This is a genomic window from Candidatus Roizmanbacteria bacterium (assembly GCA_016699265.1).
Classification (GTDB): domain Bacteria; phylum Patescibacteriota; class Microgenomatia; order UBA1406; family GWC2-37-13; genus CAZLQR01.
Genome location: CP064967.1, coordinates 346,144 through 368,657, shown reverse-complemented (window position 1 = coordinate 368,657; position 22,514 = coordinate 346,144). Strand labels below are relative to the sequence as shown.

The following is a 22,514-nucleotide window of genomic DNA, read 5'->3' as shown; positions in this document are numbered from 1 at the left end:
ATCAGCGTGTCTTTTTAGCTATAGTAAGAGCATGAGAAAGCGGTCTATTTTTTGGATTGGGTTGTTTACTATACTCGTAGTCGCAAACCTAATAATCGCCTTACGTTACGTGCAAAAAGTAAAACGAGTATCGGCCGCAAATACTATTCTGAATGAGATTGATGCGTCGTACGAATTTGATCAATCCTTTGCTAACGAAGGCGTAACTGCTGAGGTAAAACTAGGGGACGCAAGAGTGGCAAATCTTAAACGCTTTTTTAGGAAATATAACTCACCACTTTATGATGATGCAGAATTTATTGTAACTACGGCTGACAAGTATGAGTTTGATTATAGACTGCTTCCGGCCATTGCAATGCAGGAATCTGGACTCTGTAGAGTAATACCAAACAACTCGTATAACTGTTGGGGTTGGGGAATTTACGGAACAACCGTTACGCGATTTGACTCATACCAAGACGCTATTATGGCGGTTTCAAAGGGTATTAAAACCTATTACATAGACAAAGGGCTAACCACGACAGAGCAAATTATGGCAAAGTACACACCATCATCAAACGGTAGCTGGGCAAATGGAGTAAATACGTTTATACGAGCGCTTGAATAGACTCGTATCTCGAATTTGGTATCTGGTATTTCGTATGAACGAAATGCGCAATCGATATACGAAATACGTTATACGGTATACGAAGGGTCATTGTACGTTTCTGGTGACCTGAAGTTCTTGGGAGAGGGAGTACTGCGTACCCATAGACTTTGTACGTACTGCAAATGCCGACCCTCTTTTTTTACGTTTAGAGACCATTGCCTGCAACCACGTATTTGATTCACCGATCTTAAGTCTAATAGTTTTCAACAGCGATAATATTACCTCAAGAAAAGAAGCGTCATAAGGTTTAGTACTTTCCCGAGATGAGCTAAGTGTTAGTTTCTCTACGTCCTTAACCTCAGCAAGCATCGACTGATTCTGTTGCTTAATCATCTTAATCTCTTGCTTCACCTGTTGAATAAGCTGCTGGATCTCTACAATCTCTTGTTTTACCGTATGGTTCTCGTGATGTTCGTGAAATCTAAAAACAGGTTTCGTTTCCTTCTTTTCGCCCAGAGGGCGATCGCCCTTTGGGCGATTTGTGGTTTTCTCACTGTGATTAAACTGCAAATCTTGTTCATAATCGATGTAGTCGGCATCGCCCATAAACTGATCGAAAACTCCACTGGCAATACCACCAAGCTCACGTGCTGTATTTTTCACAGAGGAGCTACCCAGATCGGCTATTGTCTCGAGTGGGTTCTTTTCAAGGAGATTCGGATTGTGCTTTTTGGCCTTCGTGGCCTGTTGCGAACTCATGGCTGAATTTTACTATAAGCCTAAGAGAAAATCAAGTGTTTTCTGTTTGCGTAATAGAGCGGCGTAGTAGTATGCATTTTGCATCGCTGCAACGCGCTCTTTGTTATCTTTAATTGAAACAAAAAGTTTTTCAAGCTCATCATTTTCTACCGAAATATTTTCTTTTTCAGCAATCTCGTTTAGAGCAAACTCAAGACTATGTGTCTCAACAATCTCCTTGAGGAACTGCTCTCGTAGCTGCTCCATGGTGATATTTTTGGACTGTAGATAGGTCTCTGTGTTCATTCCTAGCTTCTGAATATCGTCAACAAGGCGTGACAGTCTGCTGTTCAGTTCTTCTTCAAGAATAAACTCAGAAATCTCGACAGTTGACAATTGTAGCAATGCGGTTAGCATCTCGTTTAAGAGTTCCTGCTGCTTTCGCGCCTTTTCCTTGTCATCATCCACAGGTTTGGCCTCAGTACCCGGAACCCATATATCTGCCTTGCCTCTTTTTACCTTAATGTCTGCAAGCGTCTTTTTGTAGTCTCCCAATTTTACAGATGGTTTTTCTGCAAGTGTAAAGACCAGTTCCCAGTCCTCGTTTTCTTTCGCTTGCTTAAGATCAACACGGGGAGAGATTGCCGGCTTCAATTCTTCCTTCTTGATTATCTCGGCATATATGTCCGGAAAGAGCGTTCGAATGATCTGCTGATAGATCGCTTCTTTCTTTATCTGCTTTTTAGCAAGTTCCTTGGGTGCTTTTCCTTTTCGGTATCCTTCAACCTCGAGCATCTCTGCTAGGGTCTGAAAAGCTTTTTCAGTTTCCTTCTCGATCATCGCCCACGGCATCTTGACCGTTATCTCAAATGTTCCTTTGGGAAGTTTTTTTAGTGTATGGGTGTACATATATTCTAAGTCCTGCCTGCCGGCAGGCAGGTCTAAGTTCGTCCATTATAGCGAAATGTTACTCGCCTGTAAACTCTCTTCGCTTTCAACACGCTTAAAGTCATTCATAAAGCGCTCTACGCGCACCGCCCATGTAGGACTCGCAGCATAGATCTTACCAATATCGTAAACGTCAGCCGCTCCCTTATCTATATAGTTGGTTCTCAAACCCTTACCTACAGCATCAATAGAATCACCCCATGTATTAAACATTATGTAACCACCACCCCAACCAAAGGGATTATGTGAGTTTGGATGCGTAAACTGGCCAAAACTAGACTCAAGCCTAGTAATTGACGGCAATAGATAACAGTCGATCTGATAGTTGGCACAAGTGCTAATAAATGAATCTACCGAGTCCACAAGGGGAGAGTTGTTCTCCTGTAGGACCTTTGTAATAACTCGTCTTTTTAACATATAGTCCTGTGCAATATCTCTATGGGATATTCTATTGGCGATCTCGTTCTTTGGACTAGCCACAAGAATGGCCGATGAACCAGCCTGCTGATCTGAGGCTAGAACATTTGTGCCCGAGAATAATAAAACAACAAATACGCTTAAAAACAATTTGAGTATCTTCATAAGTATTGGCCTTTAGACAATCTTTAACTATGTCTCTTGGGCTATAAAAAAAGATCTTAAAGCTTTTCAGCGCTTGGCGAAAAACCTTAAGATCTAGGTGCAGTATAGCAACTTACTACAGGCCTGTCAAGGGGTATTTTATGTATCTTATAGCTAACGAGGCTGGAGCCTCAAATTGGCATTAAATAGCTTCAATTTGCCTTATATCAGCATATTCTGTAGCATATGATATATGGCAAGTAATAAGGACTCGGCAATCCTTCCAGGTTGGTGGAACCTCTTTCCGTGGATACTTGCAATGGTCGTGATTGGAGTGGGATTTACCGTATGGTTTGAAACCATGAGCTTTACATTTAAAGTCGTTTCCCTCTATCAGGTTTTTCCAATTATTGGAATCTTGGCATGGAGCATAATGTGGACCCACTTTATCGTAGGCGAGATACGAAGACTAATTCCATCACTTCCAAAACACAAACCTTATCATAGAACCTCTACAGCCATCGTAATTTGGCTTGTCCTCCTTCATCCGATGATATTGGCGATAGAACAGCTCAGGCAGGGTTTCGGGCTTCCACCACTCAGCTACTTTGCATACGCTGGAGAGGCGAGTATCCCCTATGTTATTTTGGGAATGCTTGGCCTCACAGGCTTTCTATTTTTCGAGGTGATAGCGCGATTTAAAGAAAATCCTAAGGTAGTGAGACTCTGGTGGCTTGTGAACTTTACACAAACAATTGCAATGGCAAGCATATTTTATCATGCATTAGTACTTGGTTCGGATATGCACAGTGGCTGGTTTCGAAGCTATTGGATTGTATTAGGACTTCTCCTAACCCCATGTCTAGTTCACCAACACTGGGAGGACTTGAAGAACTTTAAGAAATAAGCACGCTCTAGTGCATTACCTCAGCGAAGTGGGGGGTCAAGGTAGGAACTATGTGGGAACTCATTATTTAGCAACTAACTTTTCTAAAGCTTTCCCATTAATCGCACATTACAATTGATTGAAGAGTGAATATGCTACTGTAAAAATTACCACTAATCCAAGTAGTTTACGAGCCCAATTAATCCCTGAAGTTATTTCTTCATATGCCCATAAGATGATTGCTATCGTATATGTTGTTGCTCCTAGCTTATGAAGAAGAACGTTAGGCACTTTGCTGATTATTAATCCACTTATGGCAATAATAAGTGGCGCATTTGGCACTTGCAGGAGCTTCATTGTACAAGAGTACTCTTCTGAAGATCAAAATCAACCTTAAACTAACTGCGCGAACGACGGGACTCGAACCCGCAACCCCTTCCGTGACAGGGAAGTGCTCTGCCAATTGAGCTACGTCCGCTATTTAGATCGTAGCGAAATTGGAAGCTATAAGCTTTACCAATTGCCCCGATGGTCGCTGCCATCGGGATCCCGATCGAAATCGGGAAGCTACGTCCGCTAACCTTATTATACTTCTTGTGTGGACCCGACAGGGCTCGAACCTGTGACCTCTGCAATGTCAATGCAACGCTCTAACCAACTGAGCTACGAGTCCAAGCTCTAATTTTACCACGCCTTTGGAAAGGAACGTAGTACATCACTCTTTTTAAAGCCACCAATCAATCTAAACCCTTCACTTTGTAGCATATAATCTATTGACCGATACTATTATTTAAATAATAGTATCTATATGGTAAGAGTATCTCGCTTTAAACTTCCCGAGGAAACTTTAAACAAATTGTTGGATCTTTTTTTTGAAGTAGTTGGCAAAAAAAATTCAAAAATTGCATTTAACGAAACTGTCATAGATCTCTTATCGCCTATAGAACGCCTTATGGTCGCGAAAAGAATAGCCATTATGTATCTAATTTTAAAGGACATTGATCATAGGACAATTTGTTTTGTGCTGAAAGTTTCCATGGCGACTGTCTCAAAATACAGAATCATTATGGAGCGTAGTAATGGAATCGTTCCGACACTGCGTCAGATGATAAAGCATGATCAAATGAAATTAATGCTTGAAGAATTATATTCTCTGCTATTTCCACCTGGCAAATCGGGAGTTGATTGGAAAGTTGCATGGGAGAGGAAACGGAAGATCGAGAGATTGAAACAGCAGGGCATTTAGTTGATACTATTATTTAAATAATAGTATCAGGGTTAAAAATATTTCCTCAACGTACTATTTAAGCAAATCTTTATATAATTTACATATGAGGTGGATTGTGTATCTGGCAATTATTTTAGGAATGATGGGTTTTGCATATTATTATCCACTTCCAAATATCTGCGACAAGACTGTGAGCTATACAATTGGAAGCATTGATTCCAGATTCAATCTTACAAGAATGCAGGTTCTTGAGAACATTAAGGAGGCGGAGCGGTACTGGGAGACGGCAACGGGACAAGATTTGTTCACCTACAATCCAACAGCAGAGAAACCAATTACCATTCAGATGGTTTACGACGAAAGACAGGCAATAGCCTCGGAGGTCAACACTGAAAAAAGCGCAGTGAATCAAGACAAGTCGACGCTTCAGTCGAGAATTGACGACTTTAAAAAACGTTCAGATGAGCTGGATAAAAAAGTACAGTCATTTAATGATAAGGTAAGTAACTGGAATAAAAGCTCAACACAAACAGAGGAGGAGTATGGCAAGCTCGTAGCCGAACAGACAGAGCTTGAACAGTTGACTAAGCAGATTAGTGCTGAGGCCCGTACCCTACAGCTTACCACTAACGATATAAACACAAAAATAGAACAACTGAATGGCAACATAACTACTCTTCAAACCGTGGTGAAGTCTAAACCAGAAGAAGGATTATTCGAATCTGCCTCTAAAACGATATCAATATACTATAACAACAGTCAACAAGAACTCATTCATACCATCGAACATGAACTGGGTCACGGTCTCGGACTCGATCATCTGTCAAATCCTCTTTCAATAATGTATGTTCAGTCGAATGATACGTTGATACCAACCACGGACGATGTCCATGCGGTAAGTCTTATATGTAAAAAGGAAACATTCATTGATCGCATAAAAACGAAAAGGTGGAAGCAGACCGTCAGAACAGTCCTTAATGATATAATGTATAAATGAGTAAACATGAAAAGATAGTGAGAGGATCTGTTCGAGGAGACTTTGACTATAATGATCGTCACCCTCTGTTATACCCATCATTGACGATTGTTGGTTGCGTTGCTACCGCAGTTATAGCCTATATACTTAAACATCCTCACACTCACATTGCATCAAATATTAATAGACACAAACCGATCACCTCCTTTGGATCGGTGACCGGTAATCGTAAATATAAACTAAGATAATTTTCTATATTATGGCAGGAGTTGAAGACAGAATTCTCGGAAAGCATCCCCAAGATAAAGCTAAAGGATTAATACATAGGAAGTTTGAAGTCGTAGCTGAAAATCCGGTCAACAACTGGGTTGAAGGACTACCGCGTGTATTCCCAGTTGAAGATGGGGTCAGATATTCTCCATTTGATGGTCATCTATGGTTGGCTAGCTATCGCACAGCTAGAGATCCTGAGGTAGCCTTAAAAAGGTGGTCACCTCATAGCTCAATTGAAAGTTTGACCGGCTCAACAGTCGAAGTTTTGGGAAAGCATGATAAAACGGGGGTTATTGCAAATAGGATACAGGAATTGGACGAGTTTATTCGAGGCAAACTTCGACATTTTAGAACCACTGAGATATCTGAATCTCAGTTAGAAGAGTTTCAACGCGAAACTGAAAACATGCTTGTAAAAGCAGGTTTCGATAAGCCAAATAAGACTATCAAAAAAAAGATAGCCGATCAGGTGCGCCTAGCTATGGGCACGGATAGACTTGGCCGAAGAAATCCACTAATATCTAGAACTCGGCTTTCTTCAGCGCTGCTTACTTTGCTAACGGAGTCTGCAATACGTGACAAAGTGGTGGAAAAATATTCAAGACTTTTTGTAGCACTTCTGGGCGAACAGCAACTTGAAGAGTCTATAGTTGTATCTATTATAGAGTCGCTAAAAGATGGAGACTTCAATCCTCAGCTACTTAGGGAAGCAGGTAATATCTCTACGGTTAAGTCAGCTCCGTATAGAATTCCGGTCATGCAAGCTTTTGGGATACTTTTTGGAGTTCCTCCGCATAGACGGGCTGAGTTTACAAAATATTTTGAAATTGAAAATGTATTTTCTGGGATACTCAACGATCCTAACGCACCGATTGCGCACCGACTTCCATTTATTATTTCAAATCTTAAGGAGGCGGTTGAGGACGGCGCCAGTATTTACTCACCTTCTGTATAATAAAGTTTATGGCAGACATGAAAGATCACAGACAGATTGGTCGAGAGATGGATTTATTTACTTTTTCCGATCTCGTTGGCTCAGGCCTTCCACTTTTTACTCCAAAAGGAACCATTCTACGAGATCTTCTTGCGGGACTCTCTGAAAAACTTCAGCGAGAAGCTGGGTATAAAAAGGTCTGGATCCCTCATATTGCAAAAGAAGAGCTCTATAAAAACTCTGGACACTGGGATAAATTTGGGAAGGAATTGTTTTTGGTTACAAGTCAGGAGACCGATGATAAGTTCATTCTAAAACCAATGAGCTGCCCTCATCATATCCAGATTTATGCCTCAAACCCAAGAAGCTACCGAGATCTCCCAATTCGCTACTACGAAACAACAACTGTCTACAGAGATGAAAAAAGTGGGGAACTGGGAGGACTCAACAGAGTTCGTTCGGCCACGCAGGATGATGCTCATGTTTTTTGTACCATGGATCAGGTAGAGGAGGAACTTGAAAAAATCGTTGAGATGGTAAAGACGATGTACAGACTGCTCGATCTTCAGTTCAAACTTCGACTTTCATTTAGGGACTCAAAAGACACATCTCATTACTTAGGGACCAATGAGCAGTGGAAACAGTCCCAGGAAATTATGGAAAAAGTGGCTAAAAAGTCAGGTCTTGAGTACTTTGTAGCAGAGGGAGAAGCGGCTTTTTATGCACCCAAGATCGATATTATGGCAACTGATTCTCAAGGACGTGAGTGGCAGGTGGCAACTGAGCAACTAGACTTCGTACAGCCAGCTAGATTTAAAATCTCCTATGTTGCTCCCGACGGGACAGAAAAGACTCCGATCATGATACATAAAGCACTTTTGGGATCAATCGAGCGCTTTTTATCAGTCTATATTGAGCACACGCAAGGTTTTTTCCCTTTCTGGTTGGCTCCGGTTCAGGTTGCGGTTCTTCCTGTGTCGGAGAAACACAATGAAAAGGCACAGGAAGTCTTTCAAGAACTGTTGAAGGTCGATATGAGAGTCGAGATTAATGGAGACGATAAGCCACTAGGCGCTAAAATACGCGAGACCACGTTGCAAAAAGTCCCATTTATGATTATAATTGGGGATAAAGAAATGCAGGAATCGGAACTAAGTGTTGCGGTTCGAAGCAGAGAAGGCAAAGATCTGGGTCTTATGAAGGTTAAAGAATTTATTAAGACTCATTTACAATCTATTTGAGAAATTACCCAGCACCTCGACCCCAAAAGAAACACTATACGATTAATCACAACATTAACGTATCACCGTTACGGGTTGTAGATCACGAAAGTAAACAGGTGGGTCTGCTTTCAAAAGAGGAGGCAATGAGGCTTGCGATCGATCAAGAGGTAGATTTGGTTCTGATTGCACCAAATGCAAAGCCACCAGTCGCAAAACTAATAGATTTTAAGAAGTTCCAGTATCAAGAAGATAAAAAGCAGAAGGAAGCACGAAAAGGAATAAAAAAGAGCATAGTTAAGGACATTAAAATTTCATTGTTTATTGCGCAGGGCGACATTACTCGCTTTGAGGAAAAAGCAAAGGAATTTTTGGCAGAAGGCAATCAAATCCGAATCAATCTTGCACTAAAAGGAAGAGAGATGGGTAAGAAGGATATGGCAATTGCGAAGGTAAAAACCTTTATCGCGGCGCTTGGAGATGTCAACATTTCCAAAGAGCCAAAGGTAGAAGGTAGAGTAATTCGTGCAGTAGTTTCGAGAAAAAAATAATTATGAAAAAACAGACAAAGGTACGGACTAGAAAGGCAGCGGCAAAGCGTTTTAAGGTCACGAAGACCGGTAAAGTCTTGCACCGCTCGCACTATATTCGACACAAACGATATAACAAAGGGAAAAAGAGAATTCGACGTCTCAAACTAATGAAGAAGACCGAAGGAGTCTTCGGAAGAAAAATTAAGCAAATGATGGGATTAGCATAATATGAGAGTTAAATCAGGTGTAAGAACAAAACGAAGACATAACAAGGTACTTAAACTTGCCAAAGGATATTGGCAAAGTAGAAGTAGCCAGTTTAAAAAGGCCGCAGAGGCTGTTCTTCATGCTGGTCAGTATGCGTATGCTGGACGAAGAATTAAAAGACGAGACTTTAGATCTTTATGGATCGTAAGAATTAATGCAGCGGTTAGACCAGAAGGTCTTTCATACAGTCAGTTTGTAAGCAAGCTCAAGGCAAAAAATATTTCACTTGATCGTAAGATTCTCTCGCAGATTGCGACTGAGTATCCTAACGTCTTCAAAAAGATCGTAAGCGAAGTCAAATAACATCTTCTTAACTCCCGCTTCTAGTATAATTCTTTCATGAACATTGATTCTGTCCGTGCTTCTTTTGGAAAGGACCTTACATCCTGCACTACCGTAAAACTACTTGAAGAACTGGAAATTCAGTATCTGGGAAGAAACGGAAAGATAAATGACCTTCTTCAACAAATAAAAACTGTTTCAGCGGATAAGAAAAAAACAGTTCGGAATGGATGTAAATAAATTGAAAATGAGATTGTTGTGGCACTTCAGGAAAAGCGACAACAGTTGTTTGCTAAGGATGATGAATCGGTTTCTATTGATGTTACGCTTCCGGGCGACAAGTATCCCAAAGGAAGTCTTCATACAACAACCTATGCAATCGAGGAGATAAGCAAAATCTTCGAGAAGATTGGTTTTATACGTGTTTCATATCCAGAGGTAGACTGGGAGTACTTTGCGTTTGAGGCGCTCAATATGCCAGCAGGGCATCCTGCACGTGATGATTTTGAAACTTTTTTATTGATGTGCCGCCTCATCCTAAGTATGGGCGTATGCTTCTTACACCACATGCTACTAATGCCCAGAACCGTGAGATGAAACGTCTGAAAAGTACACCGCCAATTCGAATGATAAACATTGGTAAAACGTATAGACCCAACTGGGACGTAACGCATACTCCGATGTTTCATCAGTTTGACGGCGTATGCATTGATAAAAACATGAATATCACGCAGTTAAAAGGAACGCTCGACTACTTTGTAAAAACTTTTTTGGACCGAAGCGCTCAGCTCGTATCCGTCCTTATGACTTCAGATTTACAGAACCTTCATTCGAGGTCGATGTTTCCTGTGGTGTTTGTCTGGGAAAGGGCTGCAAATACTGTAAGGCAGGCTGGCTTGAACTTGGTGGCGCTGGAATGATTCATCCAAACGTATTAAAAGCTGGAGGAATTGACCCAACTATTTATTCTGGATTTGCGTGGGGTTGGGGAGTGGAACGGGTTTTCTCAATGAAAGAAGGACTTAAGGTTGATGATTTGAGAATTGTTTACGGAGGCGACATTAGATTCCTGGAGCAGTTCTAACAACTATGAATATTAAGATTACCTACAACTGGCTGCTTGAGTATCTAGACACAGATGCAGATCCTTACGAGATACAGAAATATCTCTCCCTCTGTGGGCCTGGTGTGGAAAGGATTGAGAAGGTTTCCACCAAAGGTGGACTTACGGATTACGTCTTTGATATTGAGATTACCTCAAACCGAGTCGATATGGCCTCGGTATTTGGGATAGCTCAGGAGGCTCAGGCAATCCTTCCTCAGTTTGGTAAAAAGCAAAGCTCAGACAAAATCCTCTCACAGAACTTAGATTTAAGTGGATGGAAAAATTTAGTGGTGAAGCGCTACCACTAATCCTAAAGGTAGAGGACAAAAATTTGCAGAGCGTCTTATCGTCGTAGCTCTTTCAAACGTAACTATACAACCATCAGATAAGCTCATTAAAGAACGACTCGAAATGTGTGATGAACGGTCCTTGAATAATGTAGTAGATATCTCTAACTACATGAGAATTGCGATTGGGCAACCTTGTCATATTTTGACTATGACGAGGTTAAAAACACACAATGATTGTCCGTGAGAGTACGAAGGGTGAAAAATTATGACCTTGGACAAAGAAACCGTAACTCTACCAGGTAAGGATATTGTGATCGCAGATGGTGAGGGAAACCTTATAGATCAACCAGGTATTATGGGAGGCTTTAATTCATCAATCCAAAAAAAAAAAGAATATAATTCTCCTTATTCCTGTATTTAATGGTGCAATGGTGCGAAGAACGGCCATGCTTACCGGAAAGAGAAGCAATGCCGTTGCCTATTTCGAAAAGAACATCGACGATGACAGAGCAGAGTCTGCAACGGTCTACTGTCTCAATCTATTGAAGCAGTATGCGGGAGCAAAGCAAGCATCCCCAATTGAGGACTACCATCCAACTCCTTCAAAGAAAAAAACAATTGAGGTAAACCATCAATTTATCGAATCGCGTATTGGAATAAAAATTAAACCTGCTGAATGTAAACGGATACTTGAAAATCTGGGCTTCCATACGAGATACGATATACGAAATACCAAATACGTAATTACCGTACCAACCCCAAGACTTCGCGACATCGATATTCCGGAGGATATAGTGGAGGAAGTTGCGCGAATATACGGCTATCATAATTTGCCAAATAGTCTTCCTCCGATGGTCAATGTAGATCCACAGGAAGGAGTCGAACAAATGTACGAAATACAAAGAAAGATTAAGTACTTTCTAAAACATATTGGTCTTCATGAATCAATGAATTACTCAATGATCTCAAAGGAGCTTATCGAGAATATGAATCTTGACGTTAAGCATCATCTTAAGATATCGAACACAATCTCTGAAGAGCTACAGTATATGAGAACGTCATTATTGCCTTCATTGGTGCAAAATATTCGTGAGAATCAAGGTAAAAAAGATATATTAAGATTTTTTGAGATAGCAAAGGTTTACTATCCTCAGGATAAAGATCTACCAAAGGAGATCTATAAAGTCGCAATAGCAACGAACACGTCGTTTGCAGATCTTAAGGGAATTGTTGAGGGACTGTTGAGTGAACTACACATTACTGATTATGAACTACAAAATGCCAAGATTCATATTTTTTCTAAAAATGAAGTTGTTGATTTTGCCATAAACGACTCTGTCTTTGGCTCGGTTGGTAAACTCTCAACGCAACTACAACACAAAAACAATCTAAAATCGTCCTGCTATCTTGCAAGCTTCGATCTCATTTCGCTCATTCAAAATGCAAAAACAATTTCCCAGTACCAACCCATCAATCCTTATGCCACAATTAAACTGGATCTTAATATAAGGGCCGATGCGGTAACTTTTCAGAAACTTTCTCAGATGGCAAAAAAAACCTCAAAATTATTGACTCATATCAAACTGATAGATACATTTAAGCAGACACATAATGTAAGATTTTACTTTTCTTCGACAGAAAAGAATCTTACGGAAAAAGAGGCTCTAGCAGATCTACAAAAAATTAAGGAAGTGCTGGGGTCGGAGTTGGAGTAGCCGTTGGAACTCCAGTCGGAACCCCTGTTGGAGCTTCATTCCAAGACATATCTACTCCGATCTTGACAGATGCCTCTCCACTTTTATCCTTCTCATTTTTGGCAACTACCTTAATCTCGTACGTTCCTTTATCGAGGGTTATTGACCTAGTAATGTCCTTATTATCTCCGTCTATATTCACCTTCTCTACACCGTTCGCGTAAATCTTTACATTTTTTATCTTCTCCATAGACGAGAACACTGCTTTTACCTCAAAGTTAGAACCAACCTTCGATTCATTACCAGGACTCTTTATGCTAACGCCCACACTGTCTGCGTTGGCGTCCGATGATTCTGTTGGATACTTAAACTTATCGTTACCCTTTTCCGCCTGATCACGAACCCATGCATCGATTGCTTCTTGCCAACGATTTTTATTATCACTAGATACCGGATCGTTCTCGGTAATAACAATAAAGTCTTTCTCCTCATAGTTACCAGATCGAATCTCTACATCATTAGCGAGCTTACCGTTCGACTTGGAGATCTTTAGCTTTTTATAAAATGCGGAAACGTCTTTCGGTTCAGTACCATCTACAAAGTACTCAGATCTCGTTGGGTACCCATCCTTAGGTAGGCCACCAAGATACGCATCAACAATTAAAGCTTTTATTCCGGACGGCTGTTTCATAATTCCGTCACTGTATTTTAATTTCTTATCGGTCAGGAGTTTTTTCATAATATTGCTCCAAATTGGCGATGCTCCGGTTATTCCAGAGGCAATGCGAGGATTCATTGGGGAGTTATCGTTGTTACCAACCCAGACACCTACCGTAACATCATTCGTATAACCAATGGTCCAGTTATCACGTTTATCGTTAGTGGTTCCCGTTTTAACTGCTACAGTTTTTCCTGGAATATTGAGGTAGGAACTCGGACCAAACGCGTCCGTTCTTGCAACATTATCAGAAAGAATATGAGAAATAAGAAATGAGGCTTGAGAAGTAATCACCTGTTGTGATGAGTTACGTTTTGGCTTATACACAGTAAATCCTCGTCTATCCTTAACTTCTTTTATCGGCAGGACGTCGTTTGATTTACCACCTCGTGCAAGAACAGAAAAGGCTCCGGTCATATCAAGGAGAGTACTTTCTCCTCCTCCAAGCGTAATGGCTAATCCAAATCTATTTATGTTTTGTTGCGTGGGCGCAAATGTCTTTAGACCCATCGACTCTGCTTTTCTTAAGAAGTCCTTTACTCCGACCAACGCAAGAACCTTAACCGCCGGAATGTTATAGGAATTACCAAGTGCAAATCTCAGCTGAGTCGGTCCTCTAAACTTACCATCATAGTTGACCGGTTTATATTCTTGCGATCCTTGATTTGGGAAGGTTGTCTGGACATCCATAACTACCGTCGAAGGTGTATATCCTTTTTCAAATGCAGTCGCGTAGGTAATTGGCTTTATTGTTGAACCGGGCTGTCGAAGTCCTAAGGCTGCGTTAAATTTGCCGTACTTATCGTTGTTAAAGTCATATGACCCAACCATGGCAAGAACCTCGCCGGTTTTAGAATCAAGAACTACAGCAGCTCCATTACCAACTTGATAGCCTTTTAGTTTCTCGATCTCATCCTTAACAATTTGTTCTGCAATTTTTTGGACCTCAAGAGAAAGTGTCGTATATACGCGTAAACCCTTTCCAGAAAGCTTAACTCCATATTCACGCTCAATAAGGTCCTGTACGTAAAACACAAAGTGTGGTGCATTTATGCTCAACTTGGGAGTCGAAAATTTCAACGAGTTCATCTTGGTCAGAGCTTCAAGTTCTTCCTTTTTTGTAATGTATCCTTCTTCCCTCATACGTCGAAGTACGGCTGTGGTTCTATACTTCCATGCATCCTTTGCTCCAATGAATGGTGAGTATTGAGAAGGTAACTGAGGAAGTCCCGCTAAAAATGCCATCTCAACAAGCGTCAAATCACTCGGTGATTTTCCGAAATATCCTTTTGCTGCGGAACCGACTCCGTACATAGTTCCACCGTAAGGTATTTCATTTAGGTACAGCTCAAGTATTTCATCTTTGGAGTAACGACGCTCAATTTCAATGGCTAAAATCATCTCCTTAATCTTGCGAGACGCAGTTCTTTCGGAGTCTAAAAGAACTAATTTGATAAGCTGCTGAGTAATAGTTGATCCACCCTGCACACCACCTCCAGTAAGGGGAGATACAAGTAGCGCTCTAATTAGACCAGACTCTGAGATACCCTTATGTTTATAAAAATCCTTATCCTCTATAGAAATCGTTGCTTTCTTCATGAGATCCGGGATCTCATCACCCTTGACCGGGAGTCGATTTTTATCTTTGTAGAGTTCGAATAGAACTTTACCATCACGGTCGTAAAAGATAGTTGCTGAGTCATTAACCTGGGTGAGTTTACCCGGCGCTGGGAGGTCCCTCGCAAACCAAGCAAACACAAGGAATAAAAACAACCCCCCCACGACGATTCCTGCTCCAAGAAGTGTAAGGATCTTATTTTTGAAAGTAAGTCTAGAAAACCATCGAAAAACGCCTTGTTTACGACTAATTCGCATATCGTTTATTATATCATTTTTGCCTTCTTCAGTTGGTATAATGGTATCTATGGAATCATCTAAACTACCTTCTCGACGAGATCGATTTTTTAAGTTAATCATAATTGTCTCAACCGTTATTCTCATTATCTCATCACTCGCGCCTATTTTACTATCACTTCGATAGTGGAGACTGTGTAAACTTATGAGAGTCAAGCTATGCAAGAGTCTCACGTTCTAGAAACAAAGATTGAGGCTCTTCCCGCAACTCGCTCAACTACCATAAGTCGCTTCAATTCCGTTGGTATAAAAACCTATGCGGACCTTCTCAAATATATCCCAAGACGATATGATGACAGGTCTATAATTGCTTCCATATTTTCACTACAGGTGGGGGACAAGGTAAGCATCATTGGCTCTGTAAGCGAAGTTAAAAATCAGTTTGCTAGAAATAGGCTAACGATACAAACTGCTGACATAACTGATGACACCGGTACCATATCGGCAGTATGGTTTAACCAACGATATCTTACAAAAGCGTTGCAACTAGGACAAAAGATTGCATTCTGGGGAGAGATAAAACTATATAGAAATAAAAAAGTCATCTTACCGCAGGAGTTTGAAATCGTAACTGAAGTTACAAAAGCACTGTCTCATGTCGGAGCGATAGTTCCGGTATATCAGGAAACAAGAGGACTTTCGAGTAAGACAATTCGTGAAAAGATTCTATTTGTAATGAATCAATTTAAAGAAATTGATCCAGAAGGTTTAGAATTTTTACCTCAGAAAATAATTGAAATAAACGGATTACTGTCCGAACAGTCCGCTTATATAAAGGCTCATAAACCACTTTCTGTGCAGGAGATCAGGGACGCAAGACACAGATTAGCCTTCGACGAACTATTCATACTTCAACTAGCCGCGCACCTTACACGACAACAATGGGATGAGGAAAAGGTCGGTACGCCTATGAAGATCGATTTGATAAAAAAGGACATAGAGTGGTTTATTTCTTCACTGCCATTTACGCTTACAAATGCTCAGAAAAAGTCTATCGATGAGGTAATGGGGGATCTATCTAAGTCAAAACCAATGAACCGGTTTTTACAAGGAGATGTAGGGTCGGGAAAAACAATAGTTGCAGCGGTAGCTGCATTCGCTTCATTTCTCAACGGTTATAAAACTCTAATTATGGCACCGACCGAGATACTTGCACAACAACACTACGCCACATTTCAAGAACTTTTCAAAAATACTAAGGTAAAGGTCGCTCTAGTAACCGGTGGAAAGTCGTATAAGGTATCTAGTATCTCGAATACCGGGAAAATGCCAAATACGGAATACGCTATACGAAATACAGATATAATCATCGGCACCCACGCATTACTTCACAAGAAGTTTGAGATGAATAAAATCGGTCTCGTAGTCATCGACGAGCAGCATAGATTTGGAGTAAAACAACGATCACAACTGAAGCAACTTGGCATTAATCCGCATCTTCTAACGATGACTGCCACGCCTATTCCTCGAACTGCAGCTCTCACAATTTTTGGCGAGCTCGATATGTCAATTATCGATGAGATGCCGTTGGATCGACTTAACGTAAAGTCTTGGGTAGTTCCTTCGTCGAAAAGAACCGCTGCATATGGTTGGATCGAGAAACAAATACAGAAAGGTGATCAAATTTTTGTAATTTGCCCTCTCATTGATGAATCCGAAAATGAGTCTCTTGCATCAACTAGAGCGGCTCAAAAAGAATTCTCAACGCTCTCTCAGTCAATTTTCCCGAATCGAAAACTTGCACTAATTCATGGAAAAATGAAATCGATAGAAAAAGAACTAATCATGAAATCCTTTAAAAGTGGTGATGTCGATATTCTTGTATCCACTTCGGTTGTTGAGGTAGGAATAGATATACCGAACGCAACGGTAATCATAATTGAAGGGGCTGAACGTTTTGGTCTAGCTCAATTACATCAACTGAGGGGACGCGTAGGAAGAGGAAAAAAACAGTCCTACTGTCTTCTTTTTACCTCGGACTTAATACCAGTTCAGACCCCTCGTCTTTCATTTTTCGCTGCTCATCCTAAAGGAATTGACATATCAGAGTACGATCTACAACACCGTGGAGCAGGTGAGATCTACGGTACTCAGCAGCATGGATATAGCGATTTAAAAATTGCATCCTTATCGGACTATTCGCTTATTCAAAAAACCCGGGAGGCTGTTAAAATTTTTACGACGGAGTATCAACTGAAGAACTTCCCCAATCTGCAAGAAAAAATAAAGGCCTTAACGATAGAGTCGATTGCCCGCGACTAAATCGTGGTTCGTGTATCGTGTAGCGCAAATCTCAAGACCTTGCGTTCTGCCTGCCGGCAGGTAGGCGATTTACAATTCTCGCGATCCGCGATTATTTAATAGAGGTTGTAAGACTGTAGATTGGAGTTATGATTGAAAAAACTAAACCTCCGACGCTAATTCCAAGAACCACGAGAATTGCTGGTTCTATAAGCGTGGTCATTGTTTTAATAGCCAACTCTGACTCGAATTCAAAATAGCGAGAAAGCCTACCTAAAGTGTCGTCAAGATGACCGGTATTTTCCCCGACAATTGCCATCTGAGTAAGGATTGGAGGGAATAGTGGCTCATCACCAAATGCGCTACCAAGCGACTGACCTTTCTCTACCTTCTTATATACTCGTCCAAACGACTCCTTATATACGAGGTTATCCGTGGTGTCAATGACGATACTTAGACCCTCAAGAATTGAGACACCTGAACCAATAAGGATTGAGAGCGTTCTTGTACTATCCACGAGCGATCCCATTCTGATTACCTGCTTAACAATCGGAAGTTTAATAACTGTCGAGTCCATCATGTATTTACCAGATTTAGTTTTAAGATATTGACGCAGGGCAACAACTCCCCCAACAACAGCGACAATAATTAACGGCCAAAATGCGGCTGAAAAACTAGAAACTGCAATTAAAATCTTTGTCGAAAATGGTAACTCCACCTGAAAGTTCTTATACAAATCTAGTAATTTTGGGATAACGAACGTAATCATCACAAACATAACTCCGATCATTGCGGCAACAACTACAGCGGGATATATTAATGCTCCACGAAGCTTCCCCCTAAACTCCCGTTGCTTCTCAAGGTTTTCGGAAAGCTTAAGAAGAATATCTGCAAGCTTTCCCGATGCCTCACCCGACTTAACAAGTGATATATACAAATTCGGAAAATACTGAGGATACTGTCTAAGTACAAAAGACATCGAGTTACCACCTTTAATCTGGTTCTCGACGTCGATCACAACTTTACGAAGAGATTCCTTTGTGATTTGCTTTCTTAAAATTATGAGAGCTTCTATAAGAGTCAGACCGGCGTTTAACATGATTGCAAGTTGTCGTGTAAGATCCACGATGTCATTGAAGGTAACACGATTAAAGTAACCGTCAAACAGTGAAGTACCCGATCCAGACGCCGACTTTACGCTGACTATGAAGTAGTCCTTGCTTCTCAAAAAGGCAATGGCGTCTTCCTGACTTGAGGCATCAATTGTCTTCGACTCAAGCTGACCATTTTTTATAGCCCTATACTTATACTGCATTTTAAAATAAAGAATAGATATCTAATACTTAATGATTTATACGGCGTATTTTTCTAAATCTTTAGGTCGTAGAGCGTAAGCCTCGGCTGTCTGTTTACTAATTTTACCTTCTTTAAGGAGTTGAGCCAAATATCTCTCAAAGAAAATAAAGCCCTCACTATCTGAGGTTTGTAATACGTTGTCTAATAGATATGGCTTTCCATCTCTGATAATCGATGATACTGCAGAGTTGTTATACAACAGCTCAACGGCTGGAATTCTACCTCTTACATCCGAACGTGGAAGTAATCTTTGCGAAACTATTGCCTTCAATGCACCCGCCAACTGAGCTTTAACTTGATTTTGTTGATGAGATGGAAACATATCGATAATACGATTTATTGTTTCTGGAGCTGAGGTGGTGTGAAGTGTTGAGAAGACTAAGTGTCCTGTCTCTGCGATGGTTAAAACGAGCTGTGTTGATTCATAATCTCGCATTTCTCCAACCAAAACTACATCGGGATCTTCTCGTAAAACCGACCTTAAGGCGATGTTCCATGAATGTGTGTCCTGGTGAAGCTCTCGTTGTGATACTACCGCCTTTCCTTTTGGATATACATATTCAATAGGGTCTTCAATAGTAATAATATGAGCTTGGCGATTGAGATTTACCTGATTAATTATCGATGCTAAGGTTGTACTCTTTCCCTCACCAGTTGGGCCAGTGACGAGAACTAGGCCACTATTATAGTTGGATAGATTTTTAAAATTTGCTGGGAGTAAAAGCTGTTCGACAGTCTGAATTTCTGCAGGTATAAGCCTCATCGATGCACCGATCGTATTTCTCGAGTGGTACACATTAATTCTGAACCGATCTGTGTCCTTTTCATAGCCAAGATCTATCTCTTTATTTACCGCTAGATTTTCTTTTTGTTCGTTGGTTAGAATTGAGTTTATTAGGGCGGCCGAGACCTCTGGAGTCAGTAGGGGAAGACTCGACATCTGGTATAGAACTCCGTCGATCCTAAATGATGGATAATAACCAGGAACTAAATGAATATCTGAGGCCTTACGTTCTATTGCTAACTGAAACAACTGGTTTATGTCCATACTTTAATATACATTAAATTATAACTACCTAAGTACCTTAATTTATTTTTAACTTAAATAATACCCAAATCTCAGATTTAAAATTTTGTTTATTGGAATTTTTATAGGCCAATTAGAGTACTTAGAAATTTGCTAAACTTCCGCTACACGGAGAACTTCCTCAACGGTTGTGATTCCATCAAGAGCCTTCAGATAGCCATCCTGCTTCATCGTTATCATACCCCCTAAGCGAGCGAGATCCTCTATATCCTTAGCAGTTTTTTGCTGAATGATGAGTTTATTTATTCCTGGAGTTACCATAACCATCTCAAAAATAGCGATCCTTCCTCTGTAGCCTACGTTGTTGCACTCTGCACATCCTTTTCCACGTGCTAACTGAATTGGTACGTGATGTTGATATTTGGCAGGCAGAATGTCACCAAGAACGGTCCTAATAGAGTCCTGTATTTGTTCAACAGGGGTATACCACTCCTTACAGTTAACGCAGATTTTCCGTGTGATTCTTTGAGCGAGAGAAGCATGAAGCACCGACGCTATCAAAAAAGGCTCTGCGCCAAGATCTATAAGACGCGGAATGGCGGTAGAGGCATCGTTTGTGTGCAAGGTTGAGAAAACTAGATGTCCTGTTAGGGCGGCCTGTATAGCAAGCTGAGTTGTTTCTTTATCTCGAATTTCTCCAACCAAGATTATATTTGGATCCTGTCTCAAAAAGGATCGAAGACCGCTTGCGAAAGTAAGACCTGCCTGCACATTTACCTGGACCTGATTGATTCCCGGCATCTGATACTCAACAGGATCTTCAAGTGTAGCAATATTAATACTTGGTTTATTTAATCGTGACAAAATAGAGTAGAGAGTTGTTGTCTTACCAGATCCTGTTGGGCCGGTCACCAATATAATTCCGTAAGGTTTATTGATTGAGGTTTCCATATCTCTGAGCTGCGGACCTCGTAAACCCAACTCTGCAAGTTGAGGGATTCCTCCAGTCTTCTTGAGAAGTCGCATCACAACCTTTTCACCAAAGACTGTGGGAAGTGTTGATATGCGCAGATCAACCTCGTCAATACCGAGTTTAAAACTAAATCTTCCATCCTGCGGAATTCGCTTCTCATCGATCTTCATCTGACTCAAAATCTTTATACGAGATATCACTGCCTCATGGATTACCTTTGGAAGAGATAATTTTTCACTTAAGATTCCGTCAATACGATATCTAACACGAGTCCTATTTTCTTCAGGCTCAATATGAATATCCGATGCTCTGCTCTTAAATGCAAACTCCAGAATAGTTGATACGATTTTTGCAACTGGCGCTTCCTTGATACTTGTTACCGTTTCTTCTATCTGCAACTCTTTTGGTTGGTATTCCTTCAAAGCTGCTTTAACCTCCGGCGAAAGTCCCTGTGTGTACGAGACTGTGAGAGCCTTCTCTATGTCCTCCGCAATTGCGAGTGTAAGAATTATTCTTTTATTAATTTTTTGGGCGATGAAATCACCCATATAGGTATTGTAAGGATCGGCCGTAGCTATATAGAGAGTACTCGTTTCGGTGTCAAAACGAAATGGAATTATGGAATATTTTTTAGCAATAGACTCAGGTACAAGACTGATTGCCTGAGGATCGATTGGAGACGTCGTAAGATCAACGAACGGAATGTTCATAAGCTCGGAAGTAGCCCGAAGCACTTCATGTTTAGAGATTGACGTATGCTCAAGAACGTAGTCATAGATTCCAATATTTTTTTGCAAACTTTCAAGTTCGTATTTATCAGCAATCTGTTGGTCTATGATGGCGTTTTTTACCAACTGTCCAAGCAGTTTTTTCGGTGCGAGATTCATATATTTAATATACTATGTTTTTGCGATACTTTGCAAACTATACTCAAGGTTTAAAAACTAAAAATTTAAAGCCTTAACTCAAGGCGACTGTATATTAATCATTACGGTAATGTTGTTTTAAATTTTAATTTTGAACTTAGAAATATGAATTTTGAAGTTTGAGCTATAATATCTCGATGCTTCCAATCATTTTAGAAACTACTAGCGAAGTTGATCGAAATAATTTTATTGAGGAGTTTATTCTTGAGCAAAAAATCAAGCCGTATAACTGCTTTATTTATGAACCTGAAGCAAAGGAGCTTTCGATAAGGCAGGTAAGAGAGATTATTAACGAGACTAATTTTCACTCCACAGAACCTCGTTTATTTCATATTCTTAATTTTGACACAGCCTCAGCAGAAGCTCAAAACGCCTTTCTAAAGACGCTCGAGGAACATCAGCCACAGCTTAACTTTATTTTATCGGTAGTACAAGCAAGTAATTTATTACCTACAATCCTCTCTCGTTCACGCCTAATAAAACTTCGAGCTCATAAGACAGCCGATCTTAGTGCAAAACTAGAGGTTCTTTTAAAATTGTTAGAATCAGGGAAGCTACCTTCTTTGTTTCAAATCGCAAACCAGATTGGAAAAAATGACTCACTTGTATTTTTCGACTCATTAATAGCTCTCTATCGCGGTCGATTGGGTTCCGATAAAAAAGCAGCTCATATTTTAAGGATGGTTGTCGAACAAAGAAATCTAACGAAACACAACCACATCGATCCTCAAACAACGATCGACTCAGCTCTTATCTCAATCTATAATTCCTACCGTTAGCACTCTCATTTGTTGCAAACTGCTACATACTTGACTCTCTTTCCAAAAACATGTAA

General features: G+C 40.5%; 28 protein-coding genes and 2 tRNA genes. 20 read left to right on the top strand and 10 right to left on the bottom strand.

Features of this window, described 5'->3' with window-relative positions:
* The first annotated feature begins 31 nt into the window (after positions 1-31).
* Positions 32-607 (top strand): hypothetical protein, encoded by a 576-nt coding sequence (locus IPH70_02165; protein QQR64303.1) that lies wholly within the window; start codon positions 32-34, stop codon positions 605-607.
* Positions 608-694: 87 nt separating this feature from the next.
* Here IPH70_02165 and IPH70_02160 read toward each other — a convergent pair whose 3' ends face one another.
* From IPH70_02160 to IPH70_02150, 3 genes are read right to left on the bottom strand one after another with little or no spacing between them, the layout of a single operon-like run.
* Positions 695-1,348 (bottom strand): hypothetical protein, encoded by a 654-nt coding sequence (locus IPH70_02160; GenBank protein ID QQR64302.1) that lies wholly within the window; start codon positions 1,346-1,348, stop codon positions 695-697.
* 12 nt (positions 1,349-1,360) lie between these two features.
* Positions 1,361-2,236: a hypothetical protein gene (locus IPH70_02155; GenBank protein ID QQR64301.1), complete on the bottom strand. Its 876-nt coding sequence runs from the start codon at positions 2,234-2,236 to the stop codon at positions 1,361-1,363.
* 45 nt (positions 2,237-2,281) lie between these two features.
* On the bottom strand, positions 2,282-2,857 hold the full coding sequence (locus IPH70_02150; GenBank protein QQR64300.1) for a glucosaminidase domain-containing protein: 576 nt from the start codon (positions 2,855-2,857) through the stop codon (positions 2,282-2,284).
* A 232-nt stretch (positions 2,858-3,089) separates the two neighbouring features.
* Here IPH70_02150 and IPH70_02145 point away from each other — a divergent pair, with 232 nt between their 5' ends.
* Positions 3,090-3,743, top strand: a complete 654-nt coding sequence (locus IPH70_02145; GenBank protein QQR64299.1) for a hypothetical protein — start codon at positions 3,090-3,092, stop codon at positions 3,741-3,743.
* Between the two features lie 108 nt (positions 3,744-3,851).
* Here the strand turns inward: IPH70_02145 and IPH70_02140 are convergent, their stop codons facing one another.
* The 3 genes from IPH70_02140 to IPH70_02130 form a co-directional block, all read right to left on the bottom strand.
* The gene (locus IPH70_02140; protein QQR64298.1) at positions 3,852-4,079 is read right to left on the bottom strand and encodes a hypothetical protein; all 228 of its coding nucleotides are present in this window, start codon (positions 4,077-4,079) and stop codon (positions 3,852-3,854) included.
* Positions 4,080-4,127: 48 nt separating this feature from the next.
* Positions 4,128-4,200, bottom strand: a tRNA-Asp gene (locus tag IPH70_02135).
* A 121-nt stretch (positions 4,201-4,321) separates the two neighbouring features.
* A tRNA-Val gene (locus IPH70_02130) sits at positions 4,322-4,395 on the bottom strand.
* 135 nt (positions 4,396-4,530) lie between these two features.
* Here IPH70_02130 and IPH70_02125 point away from each other — a divergent pair.
* From IPH70_02125 to IPH70_02050, 16 genes are all read left to right on the top strand, one after another.
* Positions 4,531-4,968: a hypothetical protein gene (locus tag IPH70_02125; GenBank protein QQR64297.1), complete on the top strand. Its 438-nt coding sequence runs from the start codon at positions 4,531-4,533 to the stop codon at positions 4,966-4,968.
* A gap of 85 nt (positions 4,969-5,053) precedes the next feature.
* Entirely contained in the window at positions 5,054-5,947 is an 894-nt protein-coding gene (locus IPH70_02120) for a matrixin family metalloprotease (GenBank protein ID QQR64296.1), read from the top strand.
* Entirely contained in the window at positions 5,944-6,174 is a 231-nt protein-coding gene (locus IPH70_02115) for a hypothetical protein (protein QQR64295.1), read from the top strand. Before IPH70_02120 ends, IPH70_02115 begins: the two co-directional genes overlap by 4 nt.
* Before the next feature lie 11 nt (positions 6,175-6,185).
* The gene (locus tag IPH70_02110; protein ID QQR64294.1) at positions 6,186-7,154 is read left to right on the top strand and encodes a hypothetical protein; all 969 of its coding nucleotides are present in this window, start codon (positions 6,186-6,188) and stop codon (positions 7,152-7,154) included.
* A gap of 8 nt (positions 7,155-7,162) precedes the next feature.
* Positions 7,163-8,374, top strand: coding sequence for a threonine--tRNA ligase (thrS, locus tag IPH70_02105; protein QQR64293.1), 1,212 nt, complete (start codon positions 7,163-7,165; stop codon positions 8,372-8,374).
* On the top strand, positions 8,371-8,904 hold the full coding sequence (gene infC, locus IPH70_02100) for a translation initiation factor IF-3 (GenBank protein QQR64292.1): 534 nt from the start codon (positions 8,371-8,373) through the stop codon (positions 8,902-8,904). The genes thrS and infC overlap by 4 nt, the downstream gene beginning before the upstream one ends.
* A 2-nt stretch (positions 8,905-8,906) precedes the next feature.
* Complete coding sequence (locus tag IPH70_02095; protein QQR64291.1) at positions 8,907-9,113, top strand: 50S ribosomal protein L35; 207 nt, start codon at positions 8,907-8,909, stop codon at positions 9,111-9,113.
* Between the two features lies 1 nt (position 9,114).
* Positions 9,115-9,456: a 50S ribosomal protein L20 gene (gene rplT / locus IPH70_02090; protein QQR64290.1), complete on the top strand. Its 342-nt coding sequence runs from the start codon at positions 9,115-9,117 to the stop codon at positions 9,454-9,456.
* Positions 9,457-9,492: 36 nt separating this feature from the next.
* Positions 9,493-9,675 (top strand): hypothetical protein, encoded by a 183-nt coding sequence (locus IPH70_02085; GenBank protein ID QQR64289.1) that lies wholly within the window; start codon positions 9,493-9,495, stop codon positions 9,673-9,675.
* A gap of 18 nt (positions 9,676-9,693) precedes the next feature.
* Positions 9,694-10,032 (top strand): hypothetical protein, encoded by a 339-nt coding sequence (locus tag IPH70_02080; protein QQR64288.1) that lies wholly within the window; start codon positions 9,694-9,696, stop codon positions 10,030-10,032.
* Positions 9,987-10,355 carry a hypothetical protein gene (locus IPH70_02075; GenBank protein ID QQR64287.1) on the top strand — a complete coding sequence of 123 codons (369 nt, stop codon included), beginning with the start codon at positions 9,987-9,989 and terminating at the stop codon, positions 10,353-10,355. The genes IPH70_02080 and IPH70_02075 overlap by 46 nt, the downstream gene beginning before the upstream one ends.
* Complete coding sequence (locus IPH70_02070; GenBank protein QQR64286.1) at positions 10,352-10,519, top strand: hypothetical protein; 168 nt, start codon at positions 10,352-10,354, stop codon at positions 10,517-10,519. The genes IPH70_02075 and IPH70_02070 overlap by 4 nt, the downstream gene beginning before the upstream one ends.
* A gap of 5 nt (positions 10,520-10,524) precedes the next feature.
* Positions 10,525-10,848, top strand: a complete 324-nt coding sequence (locus IPH70_02065; GenBank protein ID QQR64285.1) for a hypothetical protein — start codon at positions 10,525-10,527, stop codon at positions 10,846-10,848.
* A gap of 37 nt (positions 10,849-10,885) precedes the next feature.
* A complete protein-coding gene (locus IPH70_02060; protein ID QQR64411.1) occupies positions 10,886-11,074 on the top strand; it encodes a hypothetical protein in 189 nt (62 codons plus the stop codon).
* 21 nt (positions 11,075-11,095) lie between these two features.
* Positions 11,096-11,251: a hypothetical protein gene (locus tag IPH70_02055; protein ID QQR64284.1), complete on the top strand. Its 156-nt coding sequence runs from the start codon at positions 11,096-11,098 to the stop codon at positions 11,249-11,251.
* A gap of 7 nt (positions 11,252-11,258) precedes the next feature.
* The gene (locus IPH70_02050; protein QQR64283.1) at positions 11,259-12,545 is read left to right on the top strand and encodes a hypothetical protein; all 1,287 of its coding nucleotides are present in this window, start codon (positions 11,259-11,261) and stop codon (positions 12,543-12,545) included.
* Here the strand turns inward: IPH70_02050 and IPH70_02045 are convergent.
* On the bottom strand, positions 12,514-15,117 hold the full coding sequence (locus tag IPH70_02045; protein ID QQR64282.1) for a penicillin-binding protein: 2,604 nt from the start codon (positions 15,115-15,117) through the stop codon (positions 12,514-12,516). The two genes, IPH70_02050 and IPH70_02045, sit on opposite strands and share 32 nt — an antisense overlap.
* A gap of 198 nt (positions 15,118-15,315) precedes the next feature.
* Here IPH70_02045 and recG point away from each other — a divergent pair, with 198 nt between their 5' ends.
* On the top strand, positions 15,316-17,418 hold the full coding sequence (recG, locus tag IPH70_02040) for an ATP-dependent DNA helicase RecG (GenBank protein QQR64281.1): 2,103 nt from the start codon (positions 15,316-15,318) through the stop codon (positions 17,416-17,418).
* 91 nt (positions 17,419-17,509) lie between these two features.
* Here recG and IPH70_02035 read toward each other — a convergent pair whose 3' ends face one another.
* From IPH70_02035 to IPH70_02025, 3 genes are all read right to left on the bottom strand, one after another.
* A complete protein-coding gene (locus IPH70_02035) occupies positions 17,510-18,712 on the bottom strand; it encodes a type II secretion system F family protein (GenBank protein QQR64280.1) in 1,203 nt (400 codons plus the stop codon).
* 36 nt (positions 18,713-18,748) lie between these two features.
* The gene (locus IPH70_02030) at positions 18,749-19,801 is read right to left on the bottom strand and encodes a PilT/PilU family type 4a pilus ATPase (protein QQR64279.1); all 1,053 of its coding nucleotides are present in this window, start codon (positions 19,799-19,801) and stop codon (positions 18,749-18,751) included.
* A gap of 132 nt (positions 19,802-19,933) precedes the next feature.
* Positions 19,934-21,640 carry a type II/IV secretion system protein gene (locus IPH70_02025; GenBank protein ID QQR64278.1) on the bottom strand — a complete coding sequence of 569 codons (1,707 nt, stop codon included), beginning with the start codon at positions 21,638-21,640 and terminating at the stop codon, positions 19,934-19,936.
* Positions 21,641-21,816: 176 nt separating this feature from the next.
* Here IPH70_02025 and IPH70_02020 point away from each other — a divergent pair, with 176 nt between their 5' ends.
* A complete protein-coding gene (locus tag IPH70_02020; protein QQR64277.1) occupies positions 21,817-22,458 on the top strand; it encodes a hypothetical protein in 642 nt (213 codons plus the stop codon).
* Positions 22,459-22,514 lie beyond the last annotated feature (56 nt).

Bases quoted from the DNA above. Each gene is read 5' to 3' on its own strand.
- IPH70_02165 (QQR64303.1), top strand. From the start codon at position 32: ATGAGAAAGCGGTCTATTTTTTGGATTGGGTTGTTTACTATACTCGTA.
- IPH70_02160 (QQR64302.1), bottom strand. From the start codon at position 1,348: ATGAGTTCGCAACAGGCCACGAAGGCCAAAAAGCACAATCCGAATCTC.
- IPH70_02155 (QQR64301.1), bottom strand. From the start codon at position 2,236: ATGTACACCCATACACTAAAAAAACTTCCCAAAGGAACATTTGAGATA.
- IPH70_02150 (QQR64300.1), bottom strand. From the start codon at position 2,857: ATGAAGATACTCAAATTGTTTTTAAGCGTATTTGTTGTTTTATTATTC.
- IPH70_02145 (QQR64299.1), top strand. From the start codon at position 3,090: ATGGCAAGTAATAAGGACTCGGCAATCCTTCCAGGTTGGTGGAACCTC.
- IPH70_02140 (QQR64298.1), bottom strand. From the start codon at position 4,079: ATGAAGCTCCTGCAAGTGCCAAATGCGCCACTTATTATTGCCATAAGT.
- IPH70_02125 (QQR64297.1), top strand. From the start codon at position 4,531: ATGGTAAGAGTATCTCGCTTTAAACTTCCCGAGGAAACTTTAAACAAA.
- IPH70_02120 (QQR64296.1), top strand. From the start codon at position 5,054: ATGAGGTGGATTGTGTATCTGGCAATTATTTTAGGAATGATGGGTTTT.
- IPH70_02115 (QQR64295.1), top strand. From the start codon at position 5,944: ATGAGTAAACATGAAAAGATAGTGAGAGGATCTGTTCGAGGAGACTTT.
- IPH70_02110 (QQR64294.1), top strand. From the start codon at position 6,186: ATGGCAGGAGTTGAAGACAGAATTCTCGGAAAGCATCCCCAAGATAAA.
- thrS (QQR64293.1), top strand. From the start codon at position 7,163: ATGGCAGACATGAAAGATCACAGACAGATTGGTCGAGAGATGGATTTA.
- IPH70_02095 (QQR64291.1), top strand. From the start codon at position 8,907: ATGAAAAAACAGACAAAGGTACGGACTAGAAAGGCAGCGGCAAAGCGT.
- rplT (QQR64290.1), top strand. From the start codon at position 9,115: ATGAGAGTTAAATCAGGTGTAAGAACAAAACGAAGACATAACAAGGTA.
- IPH70_02085 (QQR64289.1), top strand. From the start codon at position 9,493: ATGAACATTGATTCTGTCCGTGCTTCTTTTGGAAAGGACCTTACATCC.
- IPH70_02075 (QQR64287.1), top strand. From the start codon at position 9,987: ATGCTTCTTACACCACATGCTACTAATGCCCAGAACCGTGAGATGAAA.
- IPH70_02070 (QQR64286.1), top strand. From the start codon at position 10,352: ATGATTCATCCAAACGTATTAAAAGCTGGAGGAATTGACCCAACTATT.
- IPH70_02065 (QQR64285.1), top strand. From the start codon at position 10,525: ATGAATATTAAGATTACCTACAACTGGCTGCTTGAGTATCTAGACACA.
- IPH70_02055 (QQR64284.1), top strand. From the start codon at position 11,096: ATGACCTTGGACAAAGAAACCGTAACTCTACCAGGTAAGGATATTGTG.
- IPH70_02050 (QQR64283.1), top strand. From the start codon at position 11,259: ATGGTGCGAAGAACGGCCATGCTTACCGGAAAGAGAAGCAATGCCGTT.
- IPH70_02045 (QQR64282.1), bottom strand. From the start codon at position 15,117: ATGCGAATTAGTCGTAAACAAGGCGTTTTTCGATGGTTTTCTAGACTT.
- recG (QQR64281.1), top strand. From the start codon at position 15,316: ATGCAAGAGTCTCACGTTCTAGAAACAAAGATTGAGGCTCTTCCCGCA.
- IPH70_02035 (QQR64280.1), bottom strand. From the start codon at position 18,712: ATGCAGTATAAGTATAGGGCTATAAAAAATGGTCAGCTTGAGTCGAAG.
- IPH70_02030 (QQR64279.1), bottom strand. From the start codon at position 19,801: ATGGACATAAACCAGTTGTTTCAGTTAGCAATAGAACGTAAGGCCTCA.
- IPH70_02025 (QQR64278.1), bottom strand. From the start codon at position 21,640: ATGAATCTCGCACCGAAAAAACTGCTTGGACAGTTGGTAAAAAACGCC.
- IPH70_02020 (QQR64277.1), top strand. From the start codon at position 21,817: ATGCTTCCAATCATTTTAGAAACTACTAGCGAAGTTGATCGAAATAAT.